Source organism: Rubinisphaera italica (genome assembly GCF_007859715.1).
Classification (GTDB): Bacteria; Planctomycetota; Planctomycetia; order Planctomycetales; family Planctomycetaceae; genus Rubinisphaera; species Rubinisphaera italica.
Genome location: NZ_SJPG01000001.1, coordinates 1,933,774 through 1,946,847 on the forward strand (window position 1 = coordinate 1,933,774; position 13,074 = coordinate 1,946,847).

Consider the following 13,074-nt stretch of genomic DNA (forward strand, 5'->3'; position numbering starts at 1 on the left):
ATCACTTTGATAGCACTTTGATATCAATGAAAGAGTTGCTTTGGATCGAAATTGTGATTCTCCTATGGCTGGGAAATCACTCTCGCTCTTGCTCGGTATTGATCACCATACACGACAACTGACCGACTCCCTGAGAGACCAGCAAGGCGATGTCCTGCTCGCTCGACAGGTCTCCACTCGGCCTGGCAAGATTTTACAAACCTTCGACCAACTCACACAACGCTATGCTGAGCACTGCGAATCGTTCATTGCTGTCCTCGACTGTTTGTGGATTTAATAATTGGCTGATTCCGCTCGCCGACGTTGGCTTGAGCAGATCGAGAAGACTGTAGTTCGATTACGATCCGAATTGAAACATGCTTCGTCCGACTCAAATGAACGGAATCGTAGGTACCTCAGCCTCCAACCGTGAGCTGGAAATCCTCACCAACTTTGCTATTTTCTTTTTATTGTATTTTGAATAACAGATCACATTCGTTGTGCTGGAGGAATCCTTGCAGTCTTAGCAAGGCACAATTCAATTGCAAATGGAGATTATCTGACGTGCCCCGAAAGCGACGCCGAAATAAACGTGGCAAAAAAAAGAATTTGAGAAAGACAAGTCGGTCGAAGAAACCACAGGAGCAGTCAGTTTCGTCTGTTTCGTGGTATTGGTACGCTGTCGTCATCGTTCTGGCTCTGATTCTCTTTGCGGTCTTCATTGTCACCCAGTTTGATCCGATTGACCGCATGACAATGCTCGGGGTCTCTGTGGTTTCTGCTGGCATCGCGTTTCTCATCATCGGCACCTGCTCAGCTGTCGGGAATTTCGATTTCGACGAGGCTTCCTGGATCGAAAAAAGCTTAGGTTACCTGGCTCTGATGGCCACTCCCCGGAGAAGGATCGGAGAATTATTTTATTCAAGAGCCGCACTCTACGTTTTCTTCGAGAAGATTCTGATCGCTTTGGTGTTCCCACTTGGGTTTATCCTTGCATTTCTGAGACCAAAACAAACCTGGCCCGCCATTCTATGGGTTGGGGGTGGTCTCCTTGCCATACTGGGCACCTATTTCGGAGCTCTCGTCATCAACTCCATGTCCTATTGATTCGCTTCAACGAATTTCGATATTCATAATTCTTGGAACAGATTGAGTCAGATGTGTTTGTGAGGTAAGCAGTTGAGTGAGGTTTCGATGATCATATAGTGAAACCCATTGATCCAGTTCAGCTCCAATCCTTGTGCGTTTCAGTTGCGGCAGCTGCAGACAGTCCTCTGATATCGACGAAAGAGATGCTTTGAGTAGAAAGTGTGATTTTCCAACCGCTGGAGGATTACCATGCTCTTTCTCGGTATCGATCAAGATGCACGACAGCAACCGATGGAAACCAATCGAGTTCTGAGTTTCCAGAGGTCTGGGATTGCCATCGAGAGTGAAAATATGAACTTGAATGAAGAAGCACAGATTTAGAAAGAGCAGGGGACTGAAAATCGGGACCGATTCACTGAAGACTGCAGACGATTAAGTGACCAGTCACGACTCAAATGTTAAACGGTAAGCGTGTCGGGAACTCGGACAGATATTATCAGTATGTCATGACATACTGCAGCGCATTCTGGATCACAGATCACATTCGTTGTACCGGAGTCGGCCCGTCGCTCGTGCCGTCAAGTCAGCCGTGAGAACATAATGTGTTTTTCAAGTCCGTCGATTCGAGTTTGAACGTCCCCGCGATCGATCGTTTCTGCAAGTTCCGGGAAAACCTCGTCGGCGGCCGACAAGCACGCTTCCACGTGCGACGGTTTGTGCCCCATCGTTGGATTAAAACTTCCGGCGGCCAGAAAACCATAGTCCAGCATTCGACGGGTATATAGCGTCATCAGCGCATTGCCATCGGGATAATTGAATCCGATAAGCACGGATTCCGGTCGGCCGCCGACCGTTACAAGAACTCCGTGTCGCTCCCCAAGCTTCGCCCAGCCTTCCTGAAAAAGTGTTCCAATCTTCCTGAGATGTGACGGAACGTCGAGAAACGGTTCTGAAATAGTGGAATCAATTAGGTGCGTGGCGGGAGTCCCGGTTTTTCCGAGTCTGCTGGAAGACAAACCGCGTCCAGCGCCGAGTGGCTGATGTTTTGCGACCGCTTCTAAACGTTTCATCTTGCTCACTGCGGCGACTGCTGCGGCAGGGCCGATTCCTTCCGTCCAGTAGGCACTGGAGATGAACGATTTCTGAGCAGCTGACATCGTCTCGTCGTTGCCAATCACCGCCGCCATGGCAAAGCCGTTGCTAATGGATTTGGCAAACACCGCGATATCTGGAGTTACACCGAGTTTCAGATGTGCTCCGCCGAGACAAAGCCTCCAGCCGATGGAGATTTCGTCAAAGATCAGTCGGGCGCCGATTCGGTCAGCTCGTTCGCGAACTCCCTCAAGGAAACCTGGCTCGGGATCGGTGTAACGTGTCGGCTCCATCACGATGGCAGCCAGGTCGTTGCGATTTTGGGCGATGATCGTGTCGAGCTGATCGAGGCGGTTGTAAGCAAACGGCAGTGTCGTCCCCCGAAGACTCTTCGGGACACCCGATGGTTGCAGACCGGGAAGCAGATGACCGTCCAGTCCTTCCGCTCCGGCGTCGCCGAGGTTGGCGGCAAGATACCAGTCGTGCCAGCCGTGATACCCGCAGATCGCGACTTTTTCCCGACCCGTGGCGCTTCTTGCAATTCGTACCGCCACCGCCATCGATTCTCCGCCGCTTCTGGTAAACCTTGCCATTTCCGCCCAGGGATGGATTTCCAGAAGCAGTTCGGCCAGACGTACCTCATCGAAGGTCTGCTGAGTGGCCATCGAGCCTAGGTGAACGCGCCGAATGACAGCCTCGTTCACGTCGGGATCCGCGAAGCCGAGGATGCACGCCAGGATACCGTTCGACGACATGTCGATATAGCGTTTGCCGGATGTGTCAACAACTTCGCAGCCGATGGCCGAGTGGTAGTATGCCGGCCAGTGATTGGGCGCGAACATCTCAGGACGTTTCGAAAGCAACTGAGTGCCACCCGGAATCACGGCTTTGGCGCGGCGATACTGTTCCTGCGGATCAACGGATGTGCTGGTAGATTCAATTCCAAGCAGACTGCGCGCGTTCGTAGAAAAGATACGTTCGACGTCATCATCATTCAGACACATCGTGCGGCACGCCTGTTGCAAAGCAAGCAGGGACTCGATGCCAACGAGTTCAGCCTGAGCGTGTGGCCAGCTGTCCCAGTCAAAACTGTTCTCGTACAGCCAAAGAAATCCGTCGCCAGCGGACAACGCTTTACCACGCAGTTCGGAAATCGGGAAGTCGCTGCCATACATCAGATGGGTCGTACCTGTCGCGCGGATAATGGCTTCCAAAGCAGCAGGTTCGCAGATGGCGGATGTGTCGAAATAGACGTTGTCAATCCCACGAAGACCATCAATGGCTTCGACGGTGTGGCCCGCATTGAACCCGCGAGCCGCATGGGCAAGAACAAGGTTCGCGTCGGGATACCTTCGACACTGTGTCTGAATGTACTCCAGGTTTCGAGAATCCGACAGCGCCCGCGGCAGCACCATGTGCATGGTAATCCACAGTCCTCTCTGTTGCGCAAGTTCCCAGGCCCATTCCGGCAGAAACTCGTGTTGTTCCGCTTTAAACGTGTCTTCCCGTTCGGCGAAGACGTGATAAACCTTGAACCCGGAAAAGCCGTCGTCGTCCAGAACGCGTTCCACGACTGCCGGGTTGTCCTGTGGCGCGATGAGCATCAGACCGCGGCACCCAGCGTGAGCATTCACCTGGTCGGCCACAAAACGGTTCTCAGCCTCGCGATCAACAGCGCGTGTCGGATATCCGAAGTAGAGTCCCTCCGTCGTAGCTCGATCTCCCATCCAGCGAAGCATACTTTGAAACATGGCCGAGTGACCGACTTCGGGCTCAAAGTCCTCGGACTTCCCACGTTCGCCGGTATCTACGAGATGCCGGATGTCGTACCAGTGAGCGTGAGCATCAAATGCGTCGGTTGGCACAAAATTGCCAAGCTTCGATGCGAATAAATCGAGATCACGATCAATGATTCTCCAGCGAGCCGGGTCTACGAAGTCGAATAGCGACATTTTCAATTTTCCGTCCAACAACTGACAGGTTGCCAGCAAAAACAGAGCATTTCGAGAATTACGTTTTCTACATTTTTATTTTGCAAACTGAAACGCATACACCTCCGCGTTCTTGAGTTCGAATCGTAAACGGACTGTTCGACCAAGACCCACGTGAACAGGATTGGGATTCTTCCAGCTCATCTCGTGATTGACAGAATCTCCCGTTAGGATGTCAGACCCATCAGAAGTCGAAGCAATCAGGTCACGACTGTCCTCCGTCTGCAACTCGACCTTAAGCGAGCCGCCCTTACGACAACGATAATTGAGCATCAGACGCTGGCCCTGATAACGAATGGGCTTCGTGAGTACCTCGCCGGTCCCCTGCAGCGCCACAAACCCATCCTTACGGTAGGTAAATCGACGGACTCGACTGTCCGGTCCACTGTAGTAGGCCTCGGTCGCGTAGACAGACCACGCATTCGGTTGGCCTGGCAACTCCAGCAGACCGTGGGTCATATAGTTGCTGCGGTTCCCATCGCGATCCTTCGGAGCTGTCTGTGGAATCACTGCTTTCTGATATCGGGTGAATGTGATCCCATCGCGGCTTGCCATAAAGACCGGCTCGACCTGCTGGGTTTTTGGCAGATACCGGGTGGGAAAGCCGACGCGAAGATGCGGCGCATCCGGATACGGACGAATCGCATTTGTATAAAGATGTTGATCCGGTACGCCGGGATACTTCAACAGCGTCGGCGCAGTCCAGTTCAAAAATTCCTCAGACGTACACATCATGATAGCACGGACGCCATCAATAAATGTGCGATAATAGCAGACGTATTTCTTGGTGTGTGGATCCCAGAAGGCAAGGTTCTGGGAATCAAAGGCCCCTTGGGTAATGACAGGCTCGTTTTTGATCAGCGACCAGTGAATTCCGTCCGGTGACTCGAAGACGTGCAAGCCCTTCTTGCCCACTGGACGGCCTCTGGAAATGCCCTTGTACCTGGCTTCCGGCGGCGCCGCAGGGTTCTCATCTTTGAAGGCGACGAAACAGTGAGTCCCCAGTCCCTTCAGGACAATATTGTTTTCCGTCTTACCATCCCATTCATGAATTCCGAGCTTCGGCTTCGTCCAGTGAATGCCGTCTTCACTTTCGGCGTAGCAAGTCACTTCTTCATGCGCGGACTTCATTTTGACAGCGTGAGATCCGCGATAATACATCCGATAAATATCACCGTCCTGAAAAATCGAGTAGTAGGCGCAGGTGTTGCCCTCCCATGGTTCTCCCGTGACCAGCACAACCTCTTGAGGCTCGGGCTGCTGCACCTGCAGGCTGACTCCATCAGACATGCGCTCGATCAGATAATCATCAACAAACAGCTCGCGGCGGTTTCCAATATCGATTACGTCTTCTGCATACAACGGAAGTGGAATCAAAAACAGAATTGCTAGAATTGTTTTCATTGTTGTGCTTTCGGTACCAGTTCAAGGTTCAGTTGTCTGGTTGAAACTGAAATGAGTAAAGATCCGCATCCATCAGCTCGACGTTTAATCGAACTGATTGCCCGGTAAGGTCACTGATGTCCCGATCTCCTTTCCATGAAACAATGCGATCAATTTGATCGCCAAACTGCACATCGCAGTCTTCCAGGGAATAACCGGGAAGCGGATTTCCTGCGGTGTCCTGGAGTTCGATGCGAATGCCGCCTGCAGCCGATGTCGAGAAGTTGATTTCGAGGCTCGATCCTTCAAACGTCAGCGGTTTCGTCACAAGTGTTCCGCCAAGGAATGGAGCGCTCACGGACACAAAGCCATCGAGTCGCATAGTGTAGCGGCGGAAAGCTGTGGACTCGCCCAGCCAGTAGCCTTCTGTGGCATAGAGTGAAATTTCATCGGGAGCCCCAGCGAGGTGCGACTTCGTCTGGATCATTCCCCAGAAGACAAAGTTGTCGCCGTAAACCCAGGTGTCTTTAGTTGCCGGGCCGGGACGAATGAAGGCTTCGCCCCAGCGATGAAAAGCCATACCATCGCGGCTGGTCATAAAGGCAGCGTCCGTAACCGTTGTTCCGTATCTGGGAGACTGCTTCGAGCGGAATTGCCGTTCTTCAAGTCCGGGTAACGCCTTCATCGATGGTGACCAGCCGCGGTCGTTGTACCGCATGGGGAAACCCATGAAGATGTGCGGAGCTCGAAAGTATGGCTGAATCTGATTGGTGTAGAGAGCCTGCTCTGCTGAGTCTGGATACGTGAGCCATTGCGGGGCCGGAAAACTGTCCGGATCCTTCGACGTAGCCATCATGATGCCTCTCACACCAGCATCAAAGGCACGGTGGTATTCCCTGTAAACACCATTGACAGAATCCCAGAACATCAGGTTCTGCGAGTCAAATGCGCCTTTCGTAGCGAATGGTTTGTTGCTCTTCAGGCGGAAGTTGTAGCCATCGGCAGACACCATCAGGTAAAGTCCCTTTGGTTTACTCCCAACGATGACCATCTTGTAGCGTTCCTCGTCGGGGCAGGCGGGATTGGAATCCTTGAAGACCGACGTATGTGCCGGGCTGCCACCGATGTTACTCACCATCGCTTGATCGAGGATCAGGTTGTTCTGCTTGGAACCTTCAAATTCAACGATCCCCAGTTCCGGTCGCGTCCAGTGAATGCCGTCCTTGCTTTCGATGACACACAAAGTTTCCCACGAATTCTTTTTCGATCGATAAGCTTTTGACGCCGGATGATGTCCGCCGCGGTAGTACAGGCGAATCCGGTCGTCGTCCTGAAAAACGCTCTGGTAGGCACTGCCATTCCCTTCCCAGGCTGCATCGCTGCGGAAGACGATCTCACGTCTGACCGGACGATGCAGCTGCAGTTGAACTCCATCCATTTTCTCAATCAGATGCCGATCCACCAGCAGTTCGCGACGGGAGCCAATATCAATCGGTTCGTCGCCGCACGCGGTGGAAGTCACGAGCAGCAGCGCATAGAACATCGTGTGAAGAATTCCGGCCAGAGGGTATAGTTCACGCGAATCACGGAAAACACGAATGTTTGGGACGGGAGTGAAGTGCCAGTTCATGGGGGTATCGTCTTCTAATGAGGCCAGAGAGTGCCGACGGTGCAGGAAACTAACTTTACTGATCCGTTCCAACAAACCGAAACGAATAGAGATCTCCGTCAGTGACTTCGAAGATCAGTCGGACCGGTTTGCCCGCAAGCGAACTCACATCTGTCCTGTCGCCCCAGGCAACCGTTCGTTCGACGGAGTCTCCAAAAACTTCACTGCAGTCGTTTAGTCCGAAGCCGTCTATTACTGTTCCGTCTGCCGTCTGCAGGCCGACCCGAATTTCACCGACCGCCGAAGTGGCGAAATTCAATTGAAGCCGGCGGCCACTGAACTGGATAGGTTTCGTCGTCATGGTGCCACCTTTCGAGTTGCCGTTGACGGAAACGAATCCATCCAACCTCAAAGTGTAACGACGAACCGCATTGCTTTCACCTGTCCATCCACCTTCGCTGGAGTAAAAGGACAACTCGTTCGGTGCGCCCGGCAGTGAGGATTCTGTCTCCACCGCGTGCCAGGCAACATAATGCTGACCATATTGCCACGTTTCTGGTCGTTGAATTCCCGGTCGAAGGAATGCTTCGTTCCAGCGTTCAAAATGGACTCCGTCGCGGCTGGCCATCACGAGTGCCTCAGTCAGCGCTGTGCCGTATCGAACGTGGGCTTTGCTCCGCATTTCGCGATGGTTCAATTGCGGCAGTTTCCGCATTGATGGAGACCAGCCTCGTTCGACGTAGCGTGTTGGCAAGCCAATCAGAATATGCGGAGCGCGGAAGTACGGAGCAATCTGATTTGTGTAGATGTGTTCGTCCGGAGAATCCTCGTAAGTCAAATCCGCCTCGTTGCCCCAGGAAAGGAAATCCTTTGAAGTCGCAACTCGGACGGCACGATATCCGGCCGGCTTCCAGACCTTTCCGGTGGTCACACCCTTTGTAAACGTACGGAAGTACGCGCGATAAATCCCTGCTGACGGATCCCAAAACGCAAGATTCTGCGAATCGAACGCGCCTTCAGTGACGACGGGTTCTTCCCTCATCAACGACCAGTGGATTCCGTCTGCTGATTTGAAAGCGAATAAGCCGCCCTCATTCGCAGTGCCGCCCAGCGCCTTGAATCGAGCATCCGGGGAGCAATCCGGATTGGCGTCAAGGAACGGTGCAAAATTGTGGGTGCCGACACCGTCCCAGATGATGTTGTTCTCTTTGGAACCGTTGTACTCAACAAGGCTGAGATTTGGCTTTTCGAATTTGATGCCGTCTTTGCTTTCGGCATAGCAGTAGACCTGTTTGCCAATTTTTAAGCGGCCATCCTTCACACCCAGTGCCGAGCCGCGGTAATACATTCGATAAACGTTACTATCTTTGATCACGGTGTGATAACCGCTTCCGGCGCCTTCCCAAGGTGCATCATGAGTGATCGCAATATCATGCGGGACCGGGTGATGCAGCTTTCGTTCAACACCTTCGAGGGAATCGATCAAAGCGGCGTCAATGAACAATTCCCGCCGCGACCCGATCTCGATGACGTCATCAGCCTGCGCCGAGGACCAAGCGACACTCGCCATTGCGACACAACAGACAGCAGGGAACAGCAGTTTCATGGCTTCACTCTTATCAGGTTCAGGAGATTGTAAAGACTTTAATATGGTCCGCTTCCTCACCGGCGCGGCTTGTGAATTTGTCGAGTCCTCGTTTTATCATTCAGTGTCATCCGAGGCCCCAGCCGACAGGCGCGTCGTCTTCAATACCAATCACGATGCTCTTGCGTTTCAGGTACGCGCGCATGCCTTCCATGCCCAGTTCAACGCCGGTTCCGCTCAGTTTGTGTGGCGACAGAGAGATCTGCGGGTAACCGGACAACATCGTATTGACCCAGCAGATACCAGTGTCGAGCGCCTTGGAAACCCGCAGCGCCCTGGAGCCGTCCCTGGTCCAGACAGAACCGGACAGACCGTAGCTCACGGAGTTGGCGATGCTGATCGCCTCCGCTTCGTCGGCAAAGTGAACGACGCTTAGTACCGGACCGAAGATTTCCTCATCGTGAACTTTCATGCCCGGCTGAACACCGGACACGAGCGTAGGTTGAATCCAGTTGCCGTGCTCACACGGTGCGGCCATGGTTGCTGCGGAACCTCCGGCCAGAATTCGGCATTCCGAATTCAATGCTTCATCGAGATATCGCAGAGCTGTGTCGTACTGCGCCCGCGTAATCATGGGCCCCACAAGTGTGGTCTCATCCTGCGGATTCCCCATCACGATCTTTGAAGCACGCTGCGTCAGCAGAGTTTCGAATTCCGCGGCAATGGAGGATTCGACCAGCACGCGCGAACAGGAGACGCAAAGCTGGCCCGCGTTGACAAAGCCGCTCAACAAAGCCGCTTCCGCGGCACGCTCCAAGTCGGCGTCGGCAAAGACGATCAGCGCGTTCTTTCCGCCACATTCCAGATTGACCATTTTCATCTGATTGGCGGCAGTTTTTTGAACGTGCGTTCCGACAGCAGTGGAACCCGTGAACGAGATCTTGCTGACATCCGGATGTTCAATGAGTGCCTGGCCCGTTTTTGAACCGCTTCCCAGCACAACGTTGACGATCCCGGGTGGAATCCCCGCTTCAATGCACAGCTTTGCGAATGCCAGCGTCCCCATCGGAGTTTCCTGTGCCGGCTTGAGCACAATGGCATTACCGGTCGCAATTGCTGGCGCAGCCTTCAGTGCGGCATTCACTAATGGGTAGTTCCAAGGGAGAACTCCGGCGACCACGCCGTAAGGCTCATACATCTGCATCAGCACTTCGCCTGGCGTTCCCGATTTGATGGACCCTTCGATTTTGTCGGCCGCACCTGCGTAGAAGCGGATGATATCCGCCGTTAGAGGCAGTTCGCCCGCGCGGAGTTGCGTGACCGGTTTGCCGGTGTCTTGCAATTCTGTCTGGACAAGTTCCTCAGCGTTCTGCTCAACAAGATCGGCTAGTTTGAGTAACATCCGTCCGCGTTCCGCCGCAGACATCTTCTGCCATGTCGGTTGCTGAAAGGCGCGTTTCGAGGATTCGACGATTCTCCCGACCGCCGAGGTGTCACATTCGGTTTCGCGTCCCAGCGACTCACCGGTCGCAGGGTTAGTGACTACGAATTCTGCCGGACCGGCGTCCTGCCAGAAGTCTCCATCAACGATCGGGGCATATGACTGTTCGGGCATATCTCGGGTTACTCTCTGTCTTTGTAAAACCATGCGATGGGCAGCGAACGAAAACGGCAGGAAAGCTGCCCGGACGCAGGTCCGCTTTCCCAGTAACTCATCACGGCTCGGTCGCGAACAAATATGAGACTGGTGTAGGAGAAGGTTTTCTGCGGATCAGTTTCGAGGTCGCCAACGACCGTCCACGACTGGCCTTCATCGCGGGAAACCGCAGCAGTCAGTGGCGTTCGCTTTCCGCCGTGATCAGTGCCCTCCGAATAACAATTGTTCCAGATCATCAGCAGGTCACCAGTGGAAGGAATGCGCCGCACTGTTGCCGGAGCCTCCGGGCCTCGAACTCCCAGTGACGTCATCTCGCTCCATGTCTCGCCGCTGTCCTCGGAATAGCTTTTGCCGATGTAACCGAGCTGCGTGCGGATCAGCATTAGAATCCGCCCGTCGTTCAGTTCGATCACTTCCGGTTCCATTGCTCCACGGCGGTCGGCATCGACTTGTCCCTGACCGTTGCGCCAGGTGACACCGTTGTCGTCCGAGATGTAACAATGAGAAACGAAGTGATTGACCTTCTGCACGTCGGGCGTTGACGCTGCGGGGGCCAGTAACCGCCCCGACTTCAGGATCGTGACGCGATCGTTGTTGACAACATGATAGCCGTCGTTGCTTGTCACAAGAACCGGTTCACCGAAACTGGCAGCTTCGTCGTTCGACACACGAATGTAAAGCCGCAGATCGCTGTGACTGTTTTTCTGCAGGTAGAACATGGCGATGGAATCGTTGGGCAGACGGCGAAGTGTGACGCTCATCACATTCATGCCTCCCGTGTTTTCCTGCAGCACGGATTTTTCCGACCAGGTGTGTCCCCCATCGGAAGAGCGTCGACTGACAATGCGAGCTTTGGCGAAATCGCTGGTTGTGTCACGAAACTCGGTGACGGCAAACAGCAGTTCGCCGCTATTCAACGCGAGGATCGATCCTTCCGTATAGCGTGGGTTGCTTTCCGTAGCCCGATACAACAGTTGAGAAATATCTTCTGCGGAGTCAGCCGGTGCAGGCGAGGAAAGCACCAGCAGCGACTGTGCCGCGCGGATGGCGGCATCGGGGTGGGAATCGTCCAGCATGTGTTTCAGCGTGTCGGCGACTTCGACAGCTCGTGCATCTCCGGCAAACGTGGCGGCGTATGTGCGTACGGCTGGGTCAGAGTCTGTGAGATTTATGGCCAGTTCTTCTAGTCCGTCTGGATCGCCCAGTGCAGCCAGCGAATGTTGCATGTATGCCCGCAGCAGTTTTTCGTCGCTCCGGGGAAGTTGCTGCTTCAGTGTGGAGATGTCCGTTCGGGCTCCGATGCGGCCGAGAATCCACGCGGCAATTCTTCGGACTTCCGGATCGTCGCTGCGAACCGATTGCCGTAAGTACGCCATCGCCTGAGGATTCCCGCAGCGCCCCAGAGCACCGGAGGCCATCAGCTTGAGGCTCACGTTTCCGTCCTGCTCGAAAGCGTTCCTCATCGCTGTGCCGTCACCGATTTCCACAACTTTGTAGAGACTTTCGGCAGCGTGAACATGTCCGTACGTCTCGCTGCCAGCAAGGATGTCGAGCATGATTCGTGCGTATTGTCGATCCCCGGCACGAACCAGTTCTCGAGCAATTCCGCAGCGACGCTGGTCGTCCGTTTCCGTATTGAATTTCGGCTGAAGAAACTGGATGACTTCCTCGCCGTATCCGCCGAGCGTCAATCCTTCCGCTGCATGTATTGAGGGCCAGAAGTCATCGCTGTGCAGTCCAGCCCGAAGAACATCGACGCATCGCTTGTGTGTCTTGGAATCCAGTTCAATGGTATCTGCCCCGCTTGCAATCGCCAACCACGGGAGCAACAGGGCACCCGAAGCGAGAAGTCCGATTCGAATCATAAATCTCATCAACCTGGTCCTTTGCGAAACGATGTTCAAAACTTCTACCACGCCGTCCAGCCGCCATCGACCAGCAGATTCTGACCGGTCATATAACTGCCTGCATCACTGGCAAGAAGAAGCAGTGGTCCCTTCAGTTCTTCCGGATTGCCCATTCGCGAAACCGGGCTTTTCCGTTTCAATCGCTCGACCATCTCCGCTGGTGCTCCAGATGACGGAAACGGTCCTGGGCTCAGACAATTCACCCGGACATTGTCTTTCGCCCAGTAAACGGCCAGGTGTCTGGTCATATGAATGATTCCGCCTTTCAGCGTGTGATACTGAACGGGGCTGGCGGTGCAAATGTTTTCATAAGCATCCGGATACGATCCGACGACGCCGTACATCGATCCGATCATCACCACGCAGCCGGGCACTCCTCGTGATACGACATGATCGCGAAGGTGGCGTGCCAGCAGAAAGTAACCGGTCGCGTTTTGCAGATCCTCATTGAAGGCTTCAGCCGTCACGTCCGTCAGATCCATCGCATGGCCCTGCTGTCCGTTGTTGACCATCACGTCCACACAGCCCGCGGCATCAACCGCTGCTGCGAAACCGTTGTTGATCGAGGCTTCGTCAAGCTGATTGATTTCCACGCCAAAGTGTGTTTGATCTCCAGGAAGTGATTTCGCAACGTCTTGTGCACGCGACAACTCACGACTGGCGGCGACCACTGTTGCGCCCGCTTCCGCGAGTGCTCGGGCGAGCGCGCCGCCCAGGTAACCAGTCGCACCGGTCACGAGCGCGGTTCGTCCTGACATGTCGAAGAGTCTCTGAACGGTTGA

The 13,074-nt window shown here is 54.1% G+C and carries 10 protein-coding genes; 3 read left to right on the plus strand and 7 right to left on the minus strand.

The window, feature by feature from the left end; all coding sequences use genetic code 11:
• Positions 1-64: 64 nt before the first annotated feature.
• The 3 genes from Pan54_RS07195 (at position 65) to Pan54_RS26535 (ending at position 1,449) form a co-directional block, all read left to right on the plus strand.
• Positions 65-277 (plus strand): hypothetical protein, encoded by a 213-nt coding sequence (locus Pan54_RS07195; protein WP_146502846.1) that lies wholly within the window; start codon positions 65-67, stop codon positions 275-277.
• Positions 278-543: 266 nt separating this feature from the next.
• Positions 544-1,086: a hypothetical protein gene (locus tag Pan54_RS07200; RefSeq protein ID WP_146502847.1), complete on the plus strand. Its 543-nt coding sequence runs from the start codon at positions 544-546 to the stop codon at positions 1,084-1,086.
• Between the two features lie 231 nt (positions 1,087-1,317).
• Positions 1,318-1,449: a hypothetical protein gene (locus tag Pan54_RS26535; RefSeq protein WP_261343170.1), complete on the plus strand. Its 132-nt coding sequence runs from the start codon at positions 1,318-1,320 to the stop codon at positions 1,447-1,449.
• Positions 1,450-1,646: 197 nt separating this feature from the next.
• On the opposite strand, the gene Pan54_RS26045 is transcribed toward Pan54_RS26535, so the two are convergent.
• From Pan54_RS26045 to Pan54_RS07235, 7 genes are all read right to left on the minus strand, one after another.
• Positions 1,647-4,133: an aminotransferase class III-fold pyridoxal phosphate-dependent enzyme gene (locus Pan54_RS26045; RefSeq protein ID WP_207310071.1), complete on the minus strand. Its 2,487-nt coding sequence runs from the start codon at positions 4,131-4,133 to the stop codon at positions 1,647-1,649.
• 54 nt (positions 4,134-4,187) lie between these two features.
• A complete protein-coding gene (locus tag Pan54_RS07210) occupies positions 4,188-5,555 on the minus strand; it encodes a hypothetical protein (RefSeq protein WP_146502848.1) in 1,368 nt (455 codons plus the stop codon).
• A 28-nt stretch (positions 5,556-5,583) separates the two neighbouring features.
• Entirely contained in the window at positions 5,584-7,164 is a 1,581-nt protein-coding gene (locus Pan54_RS07215) for a hypothetical protein (RefSeq protein WP_146502849.1), read from the minus strand.
• A 55-nt stretch (positions 7,165-7,219) separates the two neighbouring features.
• Entirely contained in the window at positions 7,220-8,749 is a 1,530-nt protein-coding gene (locus Pan54_RS07220) for a hypothetical protein (protein WP_242631245.1), read from the minus strand.
• 106 nt (positions 8,750-8,855) lie between these two features.
• A complete protein-coding gene (locus Pan54_RS07225; RefSeq protein ID WP_165441635.1) occupies positions 8,856-10,343 on the minus strand; it encodes an aldehyde dehydrogenase family protein in 1,488 nt (495 codons plus the stop codon).
• Positions 10,344-10,351: 8 nt separating this feature from the next.
• A complete protein-coding gene (locus Pan54_RS07230) occupies positions 10,352-12,259 on the minus strand; it encodes an exo-alpha-sialidase (protein WP_146502851.1) in 1,908 nt (635 codons plus the stop codon).
• 35 nt (positions 12,260-12,294) lie between these two features.
• Entirely contained in the window at positions 12,295-13,050 is a 756-nt protein-coding gene (locus Pan54_RS07235) for an SDR family oxidoreductase (RefSeq protein WP_242631246.1), read from the minus strand.
• Between the last annotated feature and the right edge of the window lie 24 nt (positions 13,051-13,074).

Coding starts and splice junctions, on each gene's coding strand:
- Pan54_RS07195 (WP_146502846.1), top strand. CDS start 65: ATGGCTGGGAAATCACTCTCGCTCTTGCTCGGTATTGATCACCATACA.
- Pan54_RS26535 (WP_261343170.1), top strand. CDS start 1,318: ATGCTCTTTCTCGGTATCGATCAAGATGCACGACAGCAACCGATGGAA.
- Pan54_RS07210 (WP_146502848.1), bottom strand. CDS start 5,555: ATGAAAACAATTCTAGCAATTCTGTTTTTGATTCCACTTCCGTTGTAT.
- Pan54_RS07215 (WP_146502849.1), bottom strand. CDS start 7,164: ATGAACTGGCACTTCACTCCCGTCCCAAACATTCGTGTTTTCCGTGAT.
- Pan54_RS07220 (WP_242631245.1), bottom strand. CDS start 8,749: ATGAAACTGCTGTTCCCTGCTGTCTGTTGTGTCGCAATGGCGAGTGTC.
- Pan54_RS07225 (WP_165441635.1), bottom strand. CDS start 10,343: ATGCCCGAACAGTCATATGCCCCGATCGTTGATGGAGACTTCTGGCAG.
- Pan54_RS07230 (WP_146502851.1), bottom strand. CDS start 12,259: ATGAGATTTATGATTCGAATCGGACTTCTCGCTTCGGGTGCCCTGTTG.
- Pan54_RS07235 (WP_242631246.1), bottom strand. CDS start 13,050: ATGTCAGGACGAACCGCGCTCGTGACCGGTGCGACTGGTTACCTGGGC.